Here is a 20,930-nt window from a genome sequence, read left to right on the forward strand (position 1 = left end):
AATGCCTAAACAGGACGTTTTATTTGTTTTAACTATAGACACAGAAGAAGAATGGCTGTGGGACGACGAGTTTCCGCAACATGATTGCTCGGTCAAGAATGTAGCTAAACTTCCTGAGTTCCAAACTTTTTGTACATCCCTAGGTATTCGCCCCACTTATTTTGTAGATTATGCTATTGCTAACGACGCCAATGGCTGTGAAATTTTAAGCCAATTCGCAAAAAATAACGCTGCGGAGATAGGAGCCCACTTACACCCTTGGTGTAACCCCCCTTATTTCGGTAAAACGACTGAAGCGGAATCTCATGTAATCAACCTCCCTATAGAACAGGTTGAACAAAAGCTAGATGCATTAACTGATATTATTTATCACAACATTGGCGTTCATCCTCAATCCTTTAGAAGTGGGCGATGGGGAATCAATGGAAAAACCCTTTCGCTGTTAGCATCTAAGGGCTATAAGGTTGATTCAAGTGTTTATCCGTTTTATAAAAATGACTTTTTCAGTTGCTTAGGTGCGCCAGGCTATCCCTACTTCCCTAGTTTTAAAAATGCATTAGCGCCAAGTAATCAACGTTCACTTTTAGAATTACCAGTAAGCGCCGGTTTCAACATTAAAAACTTTGAGTTGGGTGAAAACATTCACGATACTCTATCTCAACCTCCATTTAGTTGGGTTAAGTCTATCGGCGTTCTGTGGCACAGCAGACTCTTGAGAAAGATTTATCTAAGCCCTGAATTAACTAAAAGTGAAGATATGGCCACACTTGTAGATCAGTGTTTAGCAAAACAACATCCGGTGGTGCACATGTACCTTCATAGCTCTAGTTTAATTGATGGTGCCACGGGGCTTTTAAATGTTGAAGACGCATTCACTCGTATTTGCAAGCGTATAGAAAATCTAGTTAGCCATTTAGAAACAAAAGCAAATGTTAGGTTTTGCACAATTTCAGAGGCCAAAGTGTTACTCAGTAATTTGCCGACAAAAGATTCAGTTATTAAGTTAAAGGAAGTGTGTTAATGACTCCCTCCCCAACACTTTCTTTTCAACTTGCTACCACGAACCAGCGAGAAGAATGGGATAATTACGTAAGTACTCACGAACAAGCTACTGCTTACCATAAGTTTGCGTGGTTACTTGCGGTTAAAAACGCATACGGGCACGCTATATTTGGTGTTATTGCCCGAGAAACGCCAACGAATAAAGTTGTAGGCGTTTTTCCTGCAATTTTAATGAAAGCTCCAATTATAGGCCGTCAACTTTGTAGCCTTCCCTATTGCGATGTAGGTTATCCAGTTGCCAATAGCCCTGAAATTATTCGTGAAATGCAAAGTTTTTTAGAAACTCAGCAAATTAAGCATAGCAGCCAGAACTTTGAAATTCGTGATATCGCAGAAACGCCTACTGAAGCAACACAACTCCAACATAAAAAAGTAAGAATGCTGCTGCCGTTACCCGAGAGTAGTGAAACCTTACTAGCGAGCTTTAAATCGAAGTTAAGAAGCCAGGTTCGTAAAGCTGAAAAAAATGGTTTAGAAGTTAAAGTTGGCAATACTCAACAGCTAATAAATGAATTTTATGATGTTTACGCTCGCAATATGCGCGACCTAGGCTCGCCAGTACACGCAAAAAAATGGTTTGAGCATATTGCCTCGGCATATACAGATTCATGCATTATTTCTGTTGTATATAAGGGTGATACGCCTATAGGGGCTGGCCTAGTCATAAAAAATGGTAAACACGCTTCTATTCCTTGGGCTTCTACCCTAAGGGAGTTCAACCCTTTAGCGCCTAATATGATGCTTTACTGGTCGTTATTGGCGCACTGTGCTGATAGCGGAATCACTGAGTTTGACTTCGGGCGCTCTACCTTCGAAGAAGGGACATACCGATTTAAAAAGCAATGGGGCGCTACGCCACAGCTATTAAACTGGAAAAAGCTTGATAAGAATAATCAATACGTTAAAGAAAAAGAACATAGTCAAACCCCTTCAAAATTACGGCCATTAATAGAAAATGTTTGGAGAAAATTACCATTGGGGTTAACAATAACGACTGGGTCGGTAATTCGCCCTTATATTAGCTTGTAGGGAATACATTAATGTGTGGCATTGCAGGATTTAGCCTATTTGATTATCAAGAAGGCAATACAACCACGCTGGAAGCGATGGGACAGGCTATTTATCATAGAGGGCCAGATGCTAGCGGTACCTACTTAGATGAAAAAATAGGACTATGCCATCGACGTCTCAGTATTCTTGATTTGACGGAAGCGGGCAATCAGCCTATGTATTCTGCCGATGGTAAGCTTGTTATTGTGTTTAATGGCGAGATTTACAATTTTCTCGAGCTTAGAGCCGAACTTGAACAGCAAGGTGTTACGTTTAAAAGCCATACCGATACAGAAGTTATACTTGCGCTGTATGCCCGCGAAGGCGTTCAATGCTTAGAAAAACTTAATGGTATGTTTGCCTTTGCACTATGGGATATAAGTAAGCAAGAGCTTTTTATCGCTCGTGATCGGTTAGGCAAAAAACCCCTTTATTATTATTCACAAGACGGGCGATTTGCGTTTGGGTCTGAAATAAAAGCCATTTTAGCACTGGATAATATTCCTAGAGAAATAAGACTAGATGCGGTTTACGATTTCTTTGCTTATCAATACGTTCCAGACCCAAAGAGTATATTTAAACATATACACAAACTTCCCCCCGCCCATTATATGGTGTTGAACAAAAATGGGTTTTCAATACATGAATATTGGGATTTAAGTTTTAAAAATACTTCGCATCAAAGTGAAGAAACCCATAAAACTCAGCTTAAAGCTTTATTAGAAAAAGTAACCAAGCAGCGCATGGTAAGTGACGTACCTTTGGGCGCGTTCTTAAGTGGTGGCGTAGATAGCTCTGGTGTAGTCGCTATGATGGCTGAAGCAAGCGATAACCCAGTGAAAACTTGTACCATCGGTTTTGATGACAAAGCGTTTAACGAGGCCGATTTTGCTCGAGAGATAGCAGAAAAATACAAAACAGAACATCATGAGTATACGGTACATCAAAATGTAGCCGAACGCTTAGAACACATCGTTAGCTTTTTCGACGAACCTTTTGCTGACCCTTCGTTAGTACCTACTTTTTTCGTTTCTGAACTAGCTCGAAAAGCGGTAACGGTAGCATTAGCTGGCGATGGCGGTGATGAGATGTTTGCCGGGTACGAAAAGTACACTACCGACGATATAGAGAATAGGCTAAGAAACAAATTTCCTGAGCCTTTAAGAAAGAAGCTTTTCCCTACCTTGGCAAATGTAGCTGGCATACTGCCTGGCTCTGTGGGCAGAAAAGGTAAGTCTTTACTTAACAGTTTGTCACACGACCCTGCTATGGGTTTTTACATCACCAATAGCATGATGACAGACAAAATGTGGAGCAGTTTAGTTAAACCAGATGTTGCAGCCCAGCTTAAAGATTATCACCCAAGCCAATATACTATTGATGCCTATAACAAAGCTGACGGCCCTGACCACTTAAGTAAGATTTTATATACCGATATTAAAACTTATATGACAGGCGATATATTAGTTAAAGTGGATAGAATGAGCATGGCGCATTCCCTCGAAGTTCGTGCCCCTATCCTTGATTACCAAGTAGCAGAGTTTGCTGCATCTGTTCCATCTACCCAAAAGTACCGAAATGGTGAAAAGAAATACTTACTAAAAGAAGTATTTAAGCCCTTTATTCCTGACTCCCTACTGTACAGAAAAAAAATGGGTTTTAGCACACCGCTTGATGAGTGGTTCAGAGGGGAGTTAAAAGCGACCACCGAAGCATTAATTCTAAAACCAAATGCAGGGCTACACTCGATTTTTTCTGAGTTAAAAATTTCAAGCATTTGGAATGAACATCAATCTAATACAAAAGATCATGGCATAGTGCTGTGGAGCATGCTTATGTTCGAAATGTGGTATGAAAGATATGCAGCGTAACTTCGCCCTAGATTGTTTTCGGGCCCTAGCAATAATGATGGTGTTTACTGGCCACAGTATTCTGGCCTATGGTTCTCCGCCAATGTTCGCACCTCTGCAATTTGGGGGCACTGGCGTAGATTTATTTTTCGTACTGTCAGGGTGGTTAATCGGAAATCAGTTACTTATAGAAAAGAAACAATTCGGTGATATTGAGGTTTCAAGGTTTTGGTTTAGGCGCTGGATGAGAACGATGCCTGCCTACTATGCTGTTTTAACAATAACCATATTCCAGTTATATATTACCAAGGATAATTTTTCTTTCCCTTGGGCACACCTTTTTTTCCTCCAAAATTATATTGGCAACCTAGATATATTTTACGTAAGTTGGTCTTTATCGGTGGAAGAACAGTTTTACTTGTTCATCGCACCATTGTTTGTATTTACTCTCAAACTACCAAAACGCTATCAAATATTTGTATTACTTACCTTATTAATTTGCCCAACACTTTTTAGATACTTGGATCTTTACACATCATTAAATGAAACGCATGTGCGCCTTGATTGCTGTGCTATGGGTGTACTTCTTGCCTACATAAAGCATTATAGAGCCAGTATTTGGCATGTATTGCAAGCCAATATTAACTTATCTCTTGCTGTTTCAATCTTTGCCTATTTATTTTTCTATTTAGCGCGATATAACCCTGAGTGGGAAATAGTTGATCCAAGTAAATTGTTGCTATCAGTGCTTTTCGGTATTTGGATTCTTTGGGGCGATCAAACAAACTACTCACCCAGTGGCTACTTATCAAAAATTGTGATGCATATATCGACTCGTTCATATGCAATGTACCTGCTTCATATCGACTCATTAGCGCTATTGAAAAGAATAGGTTTATCGGAGCATTTTCTTGCTTTTTATGCATTAGCACTATTATTAACCCTAACTCTTTCTGAATGCCTTTATAGAGTAATTGAGCTTCCCTTTATGAGGGTAAGAAGCAATTTCTCATTTGTTAGGTCTCGAAGCAAGAAAGTTGAGCTTGAACGGTATAAAGAAAATTTATGATAAATGTCCTACATGTTACCTTTGACATGCGCATTGGCGGAACCGAAATGGTGATAAAAAACATCATTGAAGGTAATACTGACGCTAACATTAAAATGTCAATTTATTGCATAGAATCCCCTTTAGGCCCTTGGGGTGAAGAACTAAAAAATTCAGGCTTTGCAATTACAATAAAAGAACGTAATCCTGGTTTTGATACAACGCTAATCAAAGCAATTAGAAAGCATATAAAAGAGAATAATATAGACGTTTTACATTGCCACCAGTACACCCCTTGGGTATATGGTGCATTAGCAGCTGCATACACAAATACAAAAGTTATTTTTACTGAGCATGGGCGCTTTTACCCAGATTCACGTAGTTGGAAGCGTAGAATTATAAACCCAATTTTGCTAAAACTTTCAGATAAAGTTACAGCAATTTCCGAGGCTACTAAACAAGCCTTAATAGATTACGAGTATATTCCAGAAAATGATATAGAAGTTGTTTATAACGGCATTGCCACACTGAGCGTTGAAACCAGTAGGGAGCAAACAAGATCTGAGCTTTCTATCCCTGATGATGCATTTATATTTGGTACAATCGCCCGGTTAGATCCTATAAAGAATCAGACAATGATGATAAGAGCATTCGCCAATGTTGTCCCCGTTTTAAAAAATGTATTTCTCGTAATAGTCGGCGATGGCGAGATGAGAAAGCCTCTCGAATTATTAGTCAATAAACTCGGTATAGAGCAAAACGTAATATTCACTGGCTATATTTCTAAGCCAGCAGCCTTATTAAACTCTTTCGATGTATTTCTGCTATCGTCATTAAGTGAGGGAACCTCGATGACATTACTAGAGGCTATGGCGCTTAGTAAACCATGTGTTGTAACTGACGCTGGTGGTAATGCTGAAGTTATTAGGCACAAATTAAACGGATTGGTAAGCTTAAATGATGACGTTGATAGCTTTACACAAAATATGATAGAGGCCACGCGAGAAGAACTTAGTGAACAGTTTGCAACGCATGCTATAGCAATATTCCATCAAAACTTTGCCGTTGGTGTGATGCTAAAAAAATATCTGAAAGGTTATAGAGAATTACACCAAAATGCTTAACATTTTATTATTCTGGGGAACATATTTCGGTGGCCTGTTTATGGCTTTTAGCAGGGCCCCTATCTACGCATTCTTAGTGTATCAAGCCGTATATTTCTTCAATCCTCCGAAAAGATGGTGGGGTTCGTCAATACCGGATCTGAGTTTTTCTTACTATGTGGTTGTTTTAATGGCAGTACTAATGCTTTTTAAATACAAAGAGCTGTCTAAAAACAAATTATTTAATGTACCACAAACGAAGTGGGTGTATTTATTTTTGTTAACACACATCATAGCTTATGGTTTCGCATCTTTGCCATTGAAGCACGACATATTTACTATATATTTTTTAAAATTAGTAGTGATAGTTTCCATCGCGTACAAATTAATTAACTCCGAAAAAGACTTAAAGCTCGTTATTTTCGGTTACATTTTCGGTGCTTGGTATCTAAGTTTCTATACATTTCAAATCGGGAGGAATCGGGGTGATAGAGTAGAAGGAATAGGTACCGTTGACTCTACCGATTCAAATGGAATAGCAGCCGCTATTGCGCCTGCAGTAGTACTAGGTATTTATTATTTATGGAGCTCAAATAAATTGTGGCAAAGAGTCGTGTGCTTAATAAGCCTCGCTTTTTTGTGTAATGCTCTTGTACTGATCAACAGCCGCGGCGCCGTTCTTGGCTTGATTGTTGGAAGCGCTTATTTTATTTACAATTTATATAAAGGCAAGATTAAAGCCAAATTTCAAAAAGCAACTGTTTACGGATTAGTCGCTATTGGTGTTATTGGACTTAGTGTTATTATGGATGACGGATTTACCGATCGTTTTTTGTCTTTAAAAGAGGAAGCTCAAGGTGTGAATGAGCAAGGAGAAACAGGTAGTACTAGGGTTGTTTACTGGAAAGCAGCTTTTGATCTGGCGCTCGATCACCCGTTGGGAACTGGAGCATACGGATTTAATTATCACGCAAATAAATATATACCTGCCGATACGTTTGTGGGAAGAAATCTTAGGGAATCCGGCGGCGTAAAGTCGGTTCACTCTTCTTGGTTTTCAGCCCTTGCAGAAGTCGGTTTTTTAGGTCTTCTGTTCTTTATTCTAATGATTTATTCCTGCTTCAAAACAGCTAAAACTCTAAAGGCATTATTCTTTAAGGAGAGTAAACCATACGAATATTATTTCATCTGCGCCTTAGAAGGTTCATTGATCACTTTCATGGTCACGATGACCTTTTTAGATAGACATCGTGCTGAGGTTTTGTATTGGTTAATTTTATTCTTCATGGCCGCACACAATATTTATATTAATAGAGCCAAAAGTTGAGCATTGGGAAACAAAATATATGACTGCACTCGTATCAATTATCGTTCCTATTTTCAATCGTGAACATTACGTAGAACAATTAATTTCTACGGTTAAGCGACAAACCTACCCATATTGGGAGCTGCTGTTAATAGACGATGGTAGTACAGACAAAACAGTGGCATTGCTACAGAAGCATTTAGAACTAGATTCCAGAATAAAATGTTTTAGTAACAGCCATATAAAAGGCGCTAGCGGGGCACGAAATACCGGACTTGAACTGGCTAACGGAAAATATGTTGCGTACCAAGATAGCGATGATGAATGGATTGAAGACCATCTTAAGATCATGGTCTATTATCTAGAAAAATATCCTGAAAAAATTAACTTAATGTCCGCGAACCCATTAAGAAAATACCGAGAATCAGGTGAAGTATTTAATTACGACCAGATTGAATTAGAAAAATATTCCTTTGAAAAGGTTGAAGATGCTTTTGTCTTTTCTCAAGAAAAAGCATTTGACTATCAACTTCGAGGTAGAATTATTACAACTCAGTGCATCGTAGCTCAACGTGAAATAATCAAAAACATACGATGGGACGAATCTCTAAAGGCAGCAACTGATAATTTATATAACCTTAGGCTTTCTGCACAACAACTGAAGATTGGCCATATACAGAATTATCATGCTATTTACTGGGCACATGATGACAATATTACGAATTGTGGAGGTAATCATGATGCACCTAGAATGGAACGTGTTCAAAGTAACTTCATAAAATATTGGCGTATAATTTTGAAAGATTTTTCTCTTACAGTTGAACAAAAGCGTTACGTTAAGAAAAATCTGTCTGAAACGCTAGCATGGCACTATGCATACGCAGCGCTTGAGCCCCAAGAAAAATACGTTGAATCAATTAGCGTGTATTGGTCCGCTTTTTTGATATGGCCAAGCAATATTGGCGCCTTCAATAGCGCTTTAAAATGTACCTATAAAGCCTGCCTTTCGAAATTCAAGTAGTCTCGGCTTGGTGGTCACAAGTTACCATGATCATCTAATGAGTTAGAACCTTTTGTCATTCAAAATTCCTATTGGAAAATATAATATACAAAAGGAACACAGTATCAACTCTAACAGTGGATAAACCAACGTTCTGATTAATCGTGACGGATTATCCGATCTTAACCTACTATAGAAAGTGTTATGAAATACAGATCAGACATTGACGGCTTAAGAGCCGTTGCAATATTACCAGTTGTTTTGTTCCACCTCGATATATCGTGGATATCTGGCGGATTTGTTGGTGTCGACATATTCTTTGTTATTAGCGGTTACCTTATAACTTCTGTTATTTTTAATGATCTGGTAAATGGCACATTTTCTTATTCATACTTTTTTTTTCGTCGCGTTAGAAGGCTATTTCCTGCTGCCTTTGTAGTTTATCTTTTTACTCTATCTACGTTTATAGTTGTTTATCCAAACACCTTTTTTGAAAAGGTGGCCATTACAACACTTAGTTCTCTATTTTTTGTCTCAAATTTATATTTCTGGCAACAGGGCGGGTATTTTAGTGACAATCTAGAATTAAACCCCCTTCTCCATACTTGGAGCCTAAGTGTTGAAGAGCAATTTTATCTCTTTTTTCCTCTAGCTCTAATCGTGTTGTTCAAGTATATAAAACCGCAAAAGTTAGTGTTGTTGATGTTTATATTCCCTGTTGTTATGTCCCTTTGTCTTGCTATTTACTTTACTCCTTCATCGAAATCATTCGCAGGTTTTTATTTACTACCTACCAGAGTTTATGAGTTAGGGGCTGGTGCATTACTTGCGGCGATTATTCGATACGGTTATTTTGAAAAGCATAGGAAATTGACGCTCCTTCGTAATATTGGCTTTACAATGACCATATGCGCCATTTTTGGCTTCGATGCGACAACGCCTTTTCCTTCGTACAGTGCCTTGTTACCTGTTGTTGGAACTTGTCTGATAATATTTACAAACAGTAAGTCTGGTTTAATCTACCGATTACTTGTAAACCGTGGCGCAGTTTTTATTGGGCTTATATCTTACTCAATGTACCTTTGGCATTGGCCATTAATCGTCCTTAAGAATTGGCTTTTTGATGACCATTATCCCAATATTATGAATTTCACCGTTCTAGCTACCACAACATTTTTAGCCTTTCTAACCTATAGATTTATTGAGACACCTTACAGAAGTCGAAAACTAATACCTGATAAACAGCTAAAAAGAAGAGCTATATGGGGATATATTACGCTTGTGATATTTTCATCAACAGTCATCTTTACTGGCAATGATTTTATAACAGATCCACATGGGGATATATCTGCAAAGTATGAATTAACTATAAGCCCAGAGCCTTTTAGAAAAGAGTGCACTAACAGATTAAAGAATTCTAAAGACTCTACTCCGTGCTTGATAGGAAAGGAGAAGCAAGGCACCAAAAATATACTGGTTTGGGGAGATAGTCATGGTGGGGCATTCATTCCAACACTTATGGGTGCGAGTGAGAGATACAATATATATTTCTTTATTAATACGGGTTGTCCTCCCGTATACAATTTAACTAGGCCCAATAGCCCTTTTGGTGATTGTGAACCAATTAATAACGCTATTTGGGAACATGTCCAGAACAATTCATACGATCTAATCCTCGTTGTAGGTGCATTTAACAATTATCTTAACTGGGAACTAATTGGACATTCTCATCAAAGTGATTTGTCGTCATTACAATCGTTTGAAACCACCGTCGGCGAGCAAATCAATTTGCTTAAAAATATTAATACGGAAATAGCGTTCATTCCCCAAGCACCGCGCTTCAAATCTAATATACCTGAAAATTGGTTGAGAATGGCCACACTCAATTACAAGGGGGATTATCCATTTTTATCAAACGAGGAATACGAAACGCAACTAAAAGAGTTTAGTTCTGTATTAAATGATGACATGATTTTGTTTCCTGCACGGACATATTGTATCAATGTAATATGTGATTCGGTATATAATGACAACATCTTGTATAAAGACTCACATCACATTAGTAATTTTTTCGCAGAATTGCTAGCACCGACAGTTGATAGTGCTATTGCCGAACGTCTGAATCCTTCATTTTGAGAGCTCTATTAAGCCTAGTCTTTCGAAAATGTTAGTTGTGACTTGACTAGGCTTAAAAAGATAGTTTTTGTTTTAATTCCTCTCGCCTCCCATAAACTAGTAAAGGCACATCACTCGCGCGTGTCCGTCCGGTAATTCACACATTCAATTCATAAGTTAGCGCATGGTGTTCTTTTTGCTAAGGAGAGTGCACAGATAACTTCAAGCTTAAATGCTTTGCTACGCTCGCTTTAACTACCGGACAAATGAATTTTTCGTTTTTTACTGATATTTAATTCACTTCAAATTCTGAAATCTTTCTTTGAAAGAGAAAATTGCGTCTTCGAATTTATCATTCATCTCATCAAGCTTTTTATCGGAGGATAGTACAAAGGAGGAAGATTTTTCTAACTCTATTAACCTTTTCGAAAAGGCTTTATGTTTTACAATTTTGACTACCTTTCTGACGAAGTTGGTAGTATCTACTCCCCATAGACGCGGAAAACTCATGGGATTGTAGTTTAGATCTAGTGACATACAAAAGTCACGCCATTTGAAGCTTAAAATATCTTCTGAGGTAGCAATAGGTATCCACGGCACTCTAAGAGCTTCCGCAAGAATAGCGCCATGCATAGCCTCACAGATAATCTTTTCGCTATTATTTACTTCACCAATGACTTCTTCAGTTGAAAGTGAAGGAGATATATAATTTATCCCCGCACTCTCTACTACGGACTGAAGCTCTTTTGACATTGTCTGATAATGTGGCATAAAACTGCATTTGTATTTTTTATCGGTATGTAAATTTATTACTCTATTGAGGTAGATTACCGGATCGCTTAAAACAAGAGACTTTTCAACTCCAATAGCGTTAGCTGTCAGTGGTCCCCTTACACCATGTACAATCCAATTTTTCCCGACTTTAGGTACTGAATTGCCATAGCCAGCACCAGTACCGAAAACATGCACTCTTTTTTCAGAAGGCCTAAGAAAACGATTTTGATCGTTTAACAAAGTTCCGATACCAATAAATATTTCGTCATTATCACCGTCAAAATTAATACCAACAATATCTTTCCAGAACCAAGGGTTTAATGCATCCCCAAAGTTGCTACTTTTACTATTAAAATAGTGTAGATACATAGGACTCTCAATTTTCTAGTCAATCATTTAAAATTCATTAATTTTTGCTTTAAAGAAAATATATATTTCCACTCTTCCATCTTATTAAAGCCCAAAATGAATTGAATAAAAACAAAAACAAAAAACAATGCAGTGAAAATTAATATATCCAACACTCCATTAACAATCAAAAGAAAATTGAAATTAAATAGGTTAAGTATATAACCTGACGCCAAGAGGCTGGTTACAACTGGTATAACCGCTAAAAGCAGCCTGACGGTAGAAACAAGACCGTTATAGTAGAGAGATGTCATTATTAAAAAAGTATGCACTGTTAGAGCTTCTACAATCACTCGAACTAAAGCAAAATCATAGATTTCTTTAGTCTCAAATAAAAATAGGCTAAATATGAACACAAGAAGAGATAATATTTCAAAATAAAACATTACTTTTGTTTTACCGTGTATTAGAAGTAAACGTCTAGCTTGGTTTAGTGAAGCGAAGGAAGGTATCAAAAAAGCGAAAATCGTAAGTAAGTTGCTGTAGATAATCCAGTTTTCACCCAGTAGTATATTTATAACGAGTTCGCTTCTAAAACAAAGAAACGCCGTGATGTACCCTGCGACAATCATTGTAACAACGTAAGTCATATTGTATTGACTAATAAGGTAGTTATAGTTGCTTTTTATCTTTGTTAACGAGATTAAAAGAGGGTTAGTCGCCGGGAGTATAATTTGACTACATGGCAAGAAAGCTAAGTACTTCAAAACATGATAAGAACCTAGCGAACTTTTACCAAATTGATTGCTTACTAGTAAAGTATCTAATTGAGTACGAAAAAAACCTATTACAGATTGCGGAATCATCCAAGATGAAAATAGCCATTGTTCTTTTAAGTTCGAGAAGTTAAATCGAATTTTATGTTTGTACAAGAAAAAGCTTCCAATCGTCGTTATTAGCATCTCCGAACAGGTACCAATAACGAGCGCCCAATAGCTCTGATAGTTAAGCGCAATAGATATTGCAATTACGACACTTACAGCCTTACTAAACAAAGATAACTTTATTATATTTTTATAGTTAAGTTCTCTTCTTAAATAAATCAAGCCTGGATTTTTCAACAAAGTAATAGCAGAAGAAGCAGCTAGCACATAAAGTATATTCTCTATCCGAACCTCATTAAACTGTGTCGATATATAGTTAGCAAAAACTGCTAGTATTAACAGAATAGGAAGCTTAATGATTATATTGAGAGACCATGCTGTATTAACGGTGTCGTCGGTAATTTTTTCACAACGCTGAAGATACTGATCTGCTCCAGCGTCGACTAGTGAATCGATGAACCCCATTATTAATGTTGCAATTGCGACTATGCCAAAATCTTCTGGTACCAACACTCGAGCGAGAATGAGCGTACTTATTATCCCAATTGACCTTTTTGCAAGCGCCTCCACCACAAGTAATACGGAGCCTATCATCCCCCTTCTGGCATTAGACATAAATCAAGATTCCGTTTGAGTAATACATGAAAACACCGTTACACCTATAAATCTTTTAAGTTTAGTTTTCTTGTATATTGCGTTACGCCTGAAAACTCATAGTTCAATAAAAAAATATCATCTTTGTAGATTTCTTGGACTACATTTTTACTTTCATCATCATAAAAAGAACGGTAATCAGATCGAGAAACTTGATTTAACTGTTCGAGTGGTGTTTCAATATTTAGTTTTTTTGCAATATAATTGTAGTCTTCCTCCATATTCTCTAGATAGGCAATGTAGTCTACGCTTACTCTTTGATACTTATCGACAATGAAATCTATTTGAGGCTTAAAGTGATGATGTTTCTGAATATTTTCCTCATTAAGCCAATTCATCACGAAATCTTTAAAGTTTTTATACTTTTTTAATTCCTCTTCATAAAACTTCTCATCCCACTTATTCATTCCACCTTTTTGTAAAAAAGTATACGCTGAAACTACTCGATCCCATGGATTTCTTACGAAAGTAAATTTAAAGTAATTTAAAAATTTTGTTGGCTCATATACGTTAATATATTGATCTATAGATGTATGTCCGCCAGCAAGATTCCCAAAGAGGGATCTGTTTACCGAAACTCCTGCACATTTGGGGATATGAACGAAAATAGATTTTTTTTGATCGAAAGGCTTATATGAACCCCATTCGGATGTTTCTCTAGTCCTCAACTTCTGTATTTCTGCGAATTCTTTTGGCCTTGATATTTTATAATCCCACCATCTCGCATATAAGTATGTTTTAGTTGGTAAAGCTCTTACTATAAATTGTTTCATTTAAATATTTTATTTAACTCTTTTAATAAAGTATGGGCATAGACATTATTGTCATAATGATGATTATTAGCGTCTTCATTAAGCAAAATTTTACTCACTGTACCATCATCCCCCATACATATTGGGTCCAAATTCACATGTATTAACCCTTTCGTTACGCAATATTTTTCAATCTTTTTATTAAGTTCGATGGTCAACGCTGTTCGATCTAACTGAGTTGCTCGGACCTCTTTTCGCGCATTAGCGATTTCGCCCCAGTCTTGAGCATCTTTTATTGTTGGTAGAGGCGCACTTATTACCACTGTCTTATCTTTTCCCATGTGCGAATCTATAAATTTAATATATTTTTCTACACATAAATCTAACATTTCACCTATAGGTCTAGATTTTTTTTCAGACTGAAACCAAAGCACGAAACCAGTGTCAACTTCTCCAAGTAAAATGATAACCAAATCAGGTTTATGCAACTCATAAGCTTTTTGAAATATAGGTAAAGCCTTTGTTTTTGAATTAGGATTCTCGATTCCAGATATTGTGGCACCATGTACAAGCTCTAGTCTTACATTGTAACGATCTAGTAAGCTACTACTAATAACCTTTGTTCTAAAGACCTCAGCATGTGAATCCCCTAGAACTAAAAGCTTCTTCTTTTTAAATAAAAAGTTAAATTTCATTTTTATTTTTTACCTCAAATTAACTTATTTATAGTAATGTGGGCTACATATCTATTCTTGCGAACTATAATTTATATGCAAGATTAATTTGAATGATATGGTACTGCTTTACTTTCGCCTCACACCGTTAAATAGTAAAATTCTCAAGAAATTAATTTGAAATTTTATTTCGGTCACTTAGAAACGTAAGCTCTTCTAGTATCAAGTCGGCTCCAGCAATAGACAGATGATTTGAGTCAAAGTATAAAATCTGTCCATCTAGTTCGTACATACACTTTGAGTCACTACAAACTTCTAGTCTTGGTCTAATTATTTTGATTGATTTTTTTTCTATATAGTCAGAAATAGTATGTTTTTTAGATTCAAAACCATTAATTTTTTTGCCAAATATCTCAGCCCTAACTACCGTCTCAGGAACTGGAAAGCCTGGTTCTGGGACACTATCGAATAGAACGATATCATATGATAACCTTTTAAATACGGATATCATTTGCAATAGACGATATTCAAAGTTTTCTGAAGACATTTTCCCCGTCGAAAAGTCTTGTCCGTAGAGTTCGGCTTTTTCATAACCAATCCATCTTCCTGCTAACAGCACAGTCTTTATTTTACCCATATTGTTTAGTGCAAGCTCAAACGAAGTTCTCTGAACATCCTCACATATAGATTTTTCTATATCAGTAATCGTCGGCACTCCGGGCATAAACGGAGGGCATCCACCTTTCGCCACTATAATTGCAGAACCCTTTTTTTCTTTAAGTAATTTATCTAATGACCATACTAAAACTTGCGCGTGAGAATCACCAAACACCAATAGCTCTGGTTCGGAACTTAAATCTCCAATTTTACAGTTATAAAAACGCTCTTTTACTTGAGTTGCATAGCATTCTCCGGGAAAGTCCGCCCATTTTTGAATATTTAAAATACTAAGTTGTTGTTGCGTAAATCTAGATTCTACTCCTTTAGTACTTAATACAGTAATAAATACAGTGGCACTAAAAACACATGTAAGCGTAAACATCCACCCTACTGACTTTTTATTTCGAGGGTTATTAGTACGAAACCTACACTCTACAAATCGCCAAGAAAGATCGGATAGGAAAAATGTTAGTAAAACGATAATACAGTAGTCGAAAAAACCAAATGGTGCCTGCAAATATAATTTATAGAATGTGATAATTGGCCAATGCCAAAGATAAAACGAATAGGAAATATTTCCTATATAGACTATAGGTTTAAGGCTAAGAATTTTTATCCATGTATTTTCTTGAGTCGTCGAATTTCCGACGTAAAGAATGGCCCCTGTTACTAAAGCTATAATTGTCGCGTAAATTCCCGGAAAAAGATGTTCTTCATTTATCAAATATGACAAAAGAACTAAAGTTACAATACACCACCAACCAATAGTCTGAAACCAAAATGAATTGCTTATCCCCCTATTCAACTTTCTCCTTTTGAATAACACATAGACCAAGGTCCCGACCAAGAATTCCGACGCGCGAAAAGGTGTATTATAAAACGCTAAACTTGGGCTATACATGCTTACAAAGTATGTCACTGCCGTGCAAATGCCTATGAGAAATATCAATATTAAAGGCGTATAATGCTTGGGCAATCTGAGTATTGCAGCGAGTATGAAGGGAAATAAAAGGTAAAATTGCCATTCTACAGATAGAGACCAAGTGTGTAAAAGCGGAAAAAATTCTGAATTTCCTGCAAAATAGTCTGAATTTAAATAAAAAAATATGTTCGATGTAAAAGAAGATGCGGCGATTAAACTTTTTGAAAACGTTATTAGCTCGTTAGGAAGCAAAATGTACCACGAAAATACTAAAGTAAATGCAACAACTAAAATATATACTGGTAAAAGTCTTAATATTCTGCTGATAATAAACTTACGATAAAAACTCTTTTCGGTATGCCTCTCAATGATGATACCGGAAATAAGATACCCAGAAAGCACAAAAAAAATGTCTACACCAATAAACCCACCCGGCAAAAATTCCGGCGAAAGGTGAAAAATAAACACTAGCATTACTGCAATTGCACGTAGACCATCAATGTATCGTATGTAATTATTCTTTAGCACATCAATCTCTCAGGTTTTCAACTGTGTTTATACCTCACCTACAGATATAATATAATTTATGTCGTTATCGAAATACTATTTTAAAAAGCTCAGAACGTATGACTTCAGCATTTTAAAGTCCCTATAATCAGAAAACTTCAAGGCTTTCCGATAACACATCCTCGCTTTTTTCTTATTTCCTGATTCCCAGAACAGAGAGTAGCCAAGTTTCCAAAAATAATCTTCAGCCAGTCGTTTATTAAGTGCGTCGGTTTCAGCCGAGTTCAAGAGTATATAGTCTTTGGTTGCTTCGTAACTTGAAAGCAATTGCTCCATTGACTTTATCCTGCGCTCGAATCTATCATCGCCAGTGGCGGTATCAGATGTATTGCCATCGTGGACATTATAAATAACTGTCACTTTATCTTTAAAGAAAAGGTTGAAGCCATTTTTTATAGCCATTAATATTAACAGCCTATCTTCACCTATTCTAAAAGGTGGAATAGAAATTTTTTCAAAAATAGTTTTGCGCACAAGAGAATTCTGCAATCCACTATCTATTCCATCTTGAAGCTGCATAATTGAGGCTTTTTTGGAATTTAACTGGTAAACATTGTCTGCTCGTAACTCTGCAATTGAAAAAAGCTTATTTTGTTGCGAATTGTTATAAAATGTTGAGTCTAACAATGTGCATTGCTTTGATTTCTCAACCCTTTTACAGGCAAAGTAAACCCAGTCGCACTCTGGAAAATTTTGCAGCACTTCTACACCAGCTAATAAATGCTCCGGTAACCACTCATCGTCACTGTCGAAAAATGCAACAACTTCACCAGAAGCTTTATCGATTCCGTTCTGCCTTGCGACACCAGGCCCTTGATTGTTTTGGTATATATATCGGACCGTTTGCGACAGTGTAGACGAAAGAGAAGCAACAACTTCTTTTGTGTTATCTGTGCTGCCATCATCAACAATTATAACTTCATAAAGAGTATACTCTTGAGCTCTTAAAGAATGAAATGCTTGTTCTAGGAAATGAGCCCTGTTAAATGTAGGTAATATTATGCTGACTAGTGGAGTCATACTTCTTTTCTCACTTTCCTTTTCATAAATGGAAAATACAAGGTTTTTCGCGTTGAAACAAGCGCAGTTTCAGCGGTATGATAACTCGACTATTCAGGAAAACATATAATATGAAAAAAATACTCTTTGTTCATTCAGTGGGCGAACTCGGCGGTGCTGAACGGATGAGTTTAAGCTTAATGGAGCATTTAAGTAAAGATGATTTTACTTGCGTTGTCACTACTCCAGAAAGCGGAGAATTCGTTGAAAAAAGCAAAAATGCCGGTGCTATACACTTTCTGCACACAGCTACCCAACCAAGCCTATCAACGCCAATTAGGACAATTAAAAACGCATTGCAATGGCGTCATATTCTTTTTAAAGTCAAACCTGACATTATTCATACTGCGGACCTTCTCTCAACTCGTTCGATATCTGGTGCAGCAAAGTCACTAAATATTCCCGTTATTTTTCATGCTCACTTCCCTTTTTCTGAAGATTTTGCAAATTGGGCATTGAGAAAAGCCCCTGCAAAGGTCGTATTTTGTAGTCAAGACTTGCTTAATTCACATAAAGCGATACTAGCAAAGTGCTGCCCTGTCACTGAGCTTAAAGTTATCCATAATGGCGTTGATACTAATAAGTTTTCCCCATCAACAGTTAACAATAGTGTTCCAAAAATCGGCATTGTTGCCAATTTGCAAGAACGTAAAGGTCATAAAGAATTCCTCGAAATGGCTGCTATGATAAAAGACGCAGGTGTTCAAGCAGAGTTTCACATTATTGGGGGGGATATTATGCAGGGTCCTCGAGAGTTATTGCTAAAAGATATGTCTTCGAAACTTAACATTTCGGAACTTGTTACATTCCATGGGCAAGTAGCTGATGTTCGGCTTTTGGTAAATAGTTTGGATGTTTTAGTATGTGCATCCTATGAGGAAGCGTTCCCGGTTTCGATACTCGAAGCTATGGCGATGAAAAAAGCAATCGTGTCTACTAAAGTGAATGGAATTCCAGAAGCTATAGTGCACTCTTCATCAGGTATGCTTGTGAATCCTTATTCTAGTAGTGAACTTTGTGAAAATGTATTGAAATTATTGAGTAATTCGCAGCTAAAAGAAAAAATAGCAAGTAACGCACTTATTCGAGTAAAGGAAAATTTCAGTGTCGAAGCTTTCGTCGCCGAATGGGTCCTCTGTTATCATCATCTTTAGAAATACGCTTCCGAAGAAAACGTCACGCTTAATCATCTTTTTTTTTGTGCTTGATGTTGAGCAATATTAACGAGGTTGCACATATCAGTATTGGTAGAAGCCAAATAAGTACGTAGCTTACTCGTTCAAAATAATACTTTTTTTGCACAAAGTGTCTAGAGCCGTCCCAATACAGAACATCACCAGTTTTCATGCCATTTTTAACTACGTCTTCGCCATTACCAATAAAACCTTTCTGATTGTATTCTTTTTCTAACTCATCGGCGTTTTGTATATACGTACTTACGTCATAATCAAGTACTACACCAAAATCTGGATCGAGCAATACTTCTCTTCCATCAAGTAAAGCTTCAACCATTACATGGCCTGGTACAGTAACAATACTGTTATGAATATCCTCTCTCATTAGCAGCTCGGAAAGTAGCATCGAAGCGTCGCCACACAAACCGACTCCTCTTTCCATGCTTTTTTCAGGAATAGTAAAATGATATCTCTCAAATTCCGGAATACCAGAAAACTTTCCCATCAAATATAGTATATAGTTCTCCCATATTGGAATTGTTTGATTGTATTGGCTTGGATTGAAACGCTCCCAATGTACGTGAGCCATGCCATTAGAGATAACATGTGTTAGCCGAGTCGCGTATTGAAAGTCCGTCTCTGTACTTATACGAGAAGAACTAGCGATGAAGGCGTCCTTGGAAAGTGTAAGGTCGTTTTGGCTAAATCTTAAGACTTCGGGAGTTAAGCCTTCTGGCCGAAGTGATTTCGTTAAACCATATACATTGATAGCTAATAGTACTGCGCCAAGTAATAGTGTTACTGTATATATTCCACGCACTTATTTAGGTCTTTTAAATTATTGATGAATTAAAAATCCATAGTGCATCAAATTTGTAATATTGTGAATAACCTAAAGGCTAAAATGTGGCTTACCGTATCCTTGTATTCTTATTTTTCGTTTCTATATCATCAGCCTTTGCCACAGAACAACTTTATGTAAGCTCTACCCAAGACCTATATAAGGCCATTAAACTGGCTCATAGCAAACCTGAACTCAATAGAATCATATTAGAGCCTGGAGTTTATCAACTCACGCATCGCATTGTTTTAAAGCGGGACGGTCTAACCCTAACAGGGAGGAAAGGTGCGCTTAGTACCATTTTAAAAGGTAAAGGAATGAAAAAAAACCAGACTCCTGAAGTTTTAATTGATGTCATGGCAAGCTACATAACAATTAGTGGCGTCACTTTAAAAAATTCAGGAAACCATTTGATTCAAGTCCGTGCAGAACATGACGCTGACTTCTTTCACTTGAGTAACTGTATTCTACAAGACTCCTACGAGCAACTTTTGAAAGTTAGCGCTAGCAAGGCTATAGGTCATTATTCTGATGATGGAAAAATAGAGAATTGTGTATTCGAATATACAGCAGGTATTGGCCCTCAATTTTATATTGGTGGCATAGATGCGCATAGAGCAAATAATTGGTTAGTCAAAAATAACAAATTTGAAAATATTGCGAGCCCCTCTGGAGGCGTTGCCGAACACGCTATACACTTTTGGAATAATTCATCAAATAACTACGTAGTTGATAACATAATCCTTAACAGCGATAGAGGTATAGGTTTTGGACTTGGTAAAAGCCAAAATCAGGGTGGAGTTATTAAAGGCAATTATATAATTCACACAGTCAAAAACCACCCTTATGCCGATGCTGGCATTATTTTAGAGAGCAGCCCCGATACTGTAATAAAAAATAATACTATACTTTTGTATCACGACTATCCAAATGCAATTGAGTACCGTTTCCCATCAACAACTAATATTTCAATTATACAAAACAAGACTAATAGGAAAATCAAAAAAAGAGATGGAGCATCTGCCTACATAAGCCGAAATGTGACGCTGAAGTAAAGTTGAAATATCAAAAAAATAACTCTTATTA

The 20,930-nt window shown here is 36.9% G+C and carries 17 protein-coding genes; 10 read left to right on the forward strand and 7 right to left on the reverse strand.

What is annotated here, in order from left to right:
- The first annotated feature begins 1 nt into the window (after position 1).
- The 8 genes from Q4561_RS04565 (at position 2) to Q4561_RS04600 (ending at position 10,555) form a co-directional block, all read left to right on the forward strand.
- The gene (locus Q4561_RS04565; protein WP_303457904.1) at positions 2–1,021 is read left to right on the forward strand and encodes a polysaccharide deacetylase family protein; all 1,020 of its coding nucleotides are present in this window, start codon (positions 2–4) and stop codon (positions 1,019–1,021) included.
- Entirely contained in the window at positions 1,021–2,091 is a 1,071-nt protein-coding gene (locus Q4561_RS04570) for a GNAT family N-acetyltransferase (RefSeq protein ID WP_303457911.1), read from the forward strand. Before Q4561_RS04565 ends, Q4561_RS04570 begins: the two co-directional genes overlap by 1 nt.
- An 11-nt stretch (positions 2,092–2,102) precedes the next feature.
- Positions 2,103–3,983, forward strand: a complete 1,881-nt coding sequence (asnB, locus tag Q4561_RS04575; protein ID WP_303457912.1) for an asparagine synthase (glutamine-hydrolyzing) — start codon at positions 2,103–2,105, stop codon at positions 3,981–3,983.
- On the forward strand, positions 3,964–5,031 hold the full coding sequence (locus Q4561_RS04580) for an acyltransferase (RefSeq protein ID WP_303457914.1): 1,068 nt from the start codon (positions 3,964–3,966) through the stop codon (positions 5,029–5,031). The genes asnB and Q4561_RS04580 overlap by 20 nt, the downstream gene beginning before the upstream one ends.
- Positions 5,028–6,134, forward strand: a complete 1,107-nt coding sequence (locus Q4561_RS04585; RefSeq protein ID WP_303457916.1) for a glycosyltransferase family 4 protein — start codon at positions 5,028–5,030, stop codon at positions 6,132–6,134. Before Q4561_RS04580 ends, Q4561_RS04585 begins: the two co-directional genes overlap by 4 nt.
- The gene (locus tag Q4561_RS04590; protein ID WP_303457917.1) at positions 6,127–7,440 is read left to right on the forward strand and encodes an O-antigen ligase; all 1,314 of its coding nucleotides are present in this window, start codon (positions 6,127–6,129) and stop codon (positions 7,438–7,440) included. Before Q4561_RS04585 ends, Q4561_RS04590 begins: the two co-directional genes overlap by 8 nt.
- A gap of 19 nt (positions 7,441–7,459) precedes the next feature.
- Positions 7,460–8,440: a glycosyltransferase family 2 protein gene (locus tag Q4561_RS04595; protein ID WP_303457919.1), complete on the forward strand. Its 981-nt coding sequence runs from the start codon at positions 7,460–7,462 to the stop codon at positions 8,438–8,440.
- Positions 8,441–8,623: 183 nt separating this feature from the next.
- Positions 8,624–10,555: an acyltransferase family protein gene (locus tag Q4561_RS04600; RefSeq protein ID WP_303457920.1), complete on the forward strand. Its 1,932-nt coding sequence runs from the start codon at positions 8,624–8,626 to the stop codon at positions 10,553–10,555.
- 276 nt (positions 10,556–10,831) lie between these two features.
- Here Q4561_RS04600 and Q4561_RS04605 read toward each other — a convergent pair whose 3' ends face one another.
- From Q4561_RS04605 to Q4561_RS04630, 6 genes are all read right to left on the reverse strand, one after another.
- Positions 10,832–11,677 carry a polysaccharide pyruvyl transferase family protein gene (locus tag Q4561_RS04605; protein ID WP_303457921.1) on the reverse strand — a complete coding sequence of 282 codons (846 nt, stop codon included), beginning with the start codon at positions 11,675–11,677 and terminating at the stop codon, positions 10,832–10,834.
- 23 nt (positions 11,678–11,700) lie between these two features.
- Entirely contained in the window at positions 11,701–13,155 is a 1,455-nt protein-coding gene (locus Q4561_RS04610; RefSeq protein ID WP_303457923.1) for an oligosaccharide flippase family protein, read from the reverse strand.
- A gap of 44 nt (positions 13,156–13,199) precedes the next feature.
- A complete protein-coding gene (locus Q4561_RS04615) occupies positions 13,200–13,967 on the reverse strand; it encodes a sulfotransferase family 2 domain-containing protein (RefSeq protein WP_303457925.1) in 768 nt (255 codons plus the stop codon).
- On the reverse strand, positions 13,964–14,641 hold the full coding sequence (locus tag Q4561_RS04620) for an SGNH/GDSL hydrolase family protein (protein ID WP_303457926.1): 678 nt from the start codon (positions 14,639–14,641) through the stop codon (positions 13,964–13,966). The genes Q4561_RS04615 and Q4561_RS04620 overlap by 4 nt, the downstream gene beginning before the upstream one ends.
- Positions 14,642–14,792: 151 nt before the next feature.
- Positions 14,793–16,730, reverse strand: a complete 1,938-nt coding sequence (locus Q4561_RS04625) for an acyltransferase family protein (protein WP_303457928.1) — start codon at positions 16,728–16,730, stop codon at positions 14,793–14,795.
- A gap of 75 nt (positions 16,731–16,805) precedes the next feature.
- Positions 16,806–17,789, reverse strand: coding sequence for a glycosyltransferase family A protein (locus Q4561_RS04630; RefSeq protein WP_303457930.1), 984 nt, complete (start codon positions 17,787–17,789; stop codon positions 16,806–16,808).
- Positions 17,790–17,899: 110 nt separating this feature from the next.
- Between Q4561_RS04630 and Q4561_RS04635 the strand changes: the two genes are divergently transcribed.
- Complete coding sequence (locus tag Q4561_RS04635) at positions 17,900–18,982, forward strand: glycosyltransferase (protein WP_303457931.1); 1,083 nt, start codon at positions 17,900–17,902, stop codon at positions 18,980–18,982.
- 28 nt (positions 18,983–19,010) lie between these two features.
- Here Q4561_RS04635 and Q4561_RS04640 read toward each other — a convergent pair whose 3' ends face one another.
- A complete protein-coding gene (locus tag Q4561_RS04640) occupies positions 19,011–19,823 on the reverse strand; it encodes a hypothetical protein (RefSeq protein ID WP_303457932.1) in 813 nt (270 codons plus the stop codon).
- 86 nt (positions 19,824–19,909) lie between these two features.
- On the opposite strand from Q4561_RS04640, the gene Q4561_RS04645 reads away from it, so the two are divergent.
- The gene (locus tag Q4561_RS04645; RefSeq protein WP_303457934.1) at positions 19,910–20,899 is read left to right on the forward strand and encodes a right-handed parallel beta-helix repeat-containing protein; all 990 of its coding nucleotides are present in this window, start codon (positions 19,910–19,912) and stop codon (positions 20,897–20,899) included.
- Positions 20,900–20,930: the final 31 nt, after the last annotated feature.

This window comes from Alteromonas sp. 1_MG-2023 (genome assembly GCF_030547075.1).
Taxonomy (GTDB): domain Bacteria; phylum Pseudomonadota; class Gammaproteobacteria; order Enterobacterales; family Alteromonadaceae; genus Alteromonas.

Bases quoted from the DNA above. Each gene is read 5' to 3' on its own strand.
- Q4561_RS04565 (WP_303457904.1), top strand. From the start codon at position 2: ATGCCTAAACAGGACGTTTTATTTGTTTTAACTATAGACACAGAAGAA.
- Q4561_RS04600 (WP_303457920.1), top strand. From the start codon at position 8,624: ATGAAATACAGATCAGACATTGACGGCTTAAGAGCCGTTGCAATATTA.
- Q4561_RS04610 (WP_303457923.1), bottom strand. From the start codon at position 13,155: ATGTCTAATGCCAGAAGGGGGATGATAGGCTCCGTATTACTTGTGGTG.
- asnB (WP_303457912.1), top strand. From the start codon at position 2,103: ATGTGTGGCATTGCAGGATTTAGCCTATTTGATTATCAAGAAGGCAAT.
- Q4561_RS04570 (WP_303457911.1), top strand. From the start codon at position 1,021: ATGACTCCCTCCCCAACACTTTCTTTTCAACTTGCTACCACGAACCAG.
- Q4561_RS04620 (WP_303457926.1), bottom strand. From the start codon at position 14,641: ATGAAATTTAACTTTTTATTTAAAAAGAAGAAGCTTTTAGTTCTAGGG.
- Q4561_RS04630 (WP_303457930.1), bottom strand. From the start codon at position 17,789: ATGACTCCACTAGTCAGCATAATATTACCTACATTTAACAGGGCTCAT.
- Q4561_RS04605 (WP_303457921.1), bottom strand. From the start codon at position 11,677: ATGTATCTACACTATTTTAATAGTAAAAGTAGCAACTTTGGGGATGCA.
- Q4561_RS04595 (WP_303457919.1), top strand. From the start codon at position 7,460: ATGACTGCACTCGTATCAATTATCGTTCCTATTTTCAATCGTGAACAT.
- Q4561_RS04635 (WP_303457931.1), top strand. From the start codon at position 17,900: ATGAAAAAAATACTCTTTGTTCATTCAGTGGGCGAACTCGGCGGTGCT.
- Q4561_RS04615 (WP_303457925.1), bottom strand. From the start codon at position 13,967: ATGAAACAATTTATAGTAAGAGCTTTACCAACTAAAACATACTTATAT.
- Q4561_RS04580 (WP_303457914.1), top strand. From the start codon at position 3,964: ATGAAAGATATGCAGCGTAACTTCGCCCTAGATTGTTTTCGGGCCCTA.
- Q4561_RS04590 (WP_303457917.1), top strand. From the start codon at position 6,127: ATGCTTAACATTTTATTATTCTGGGGAACATATTTCGGTGGCCTGTTT.
- Q4561_RS04585 (WP_303457916.1), top strand. From the start codon at position 5,028: ATGATAAATGTCCTACATGTTACCTTTGACATGCGCATTGGCGGAACC.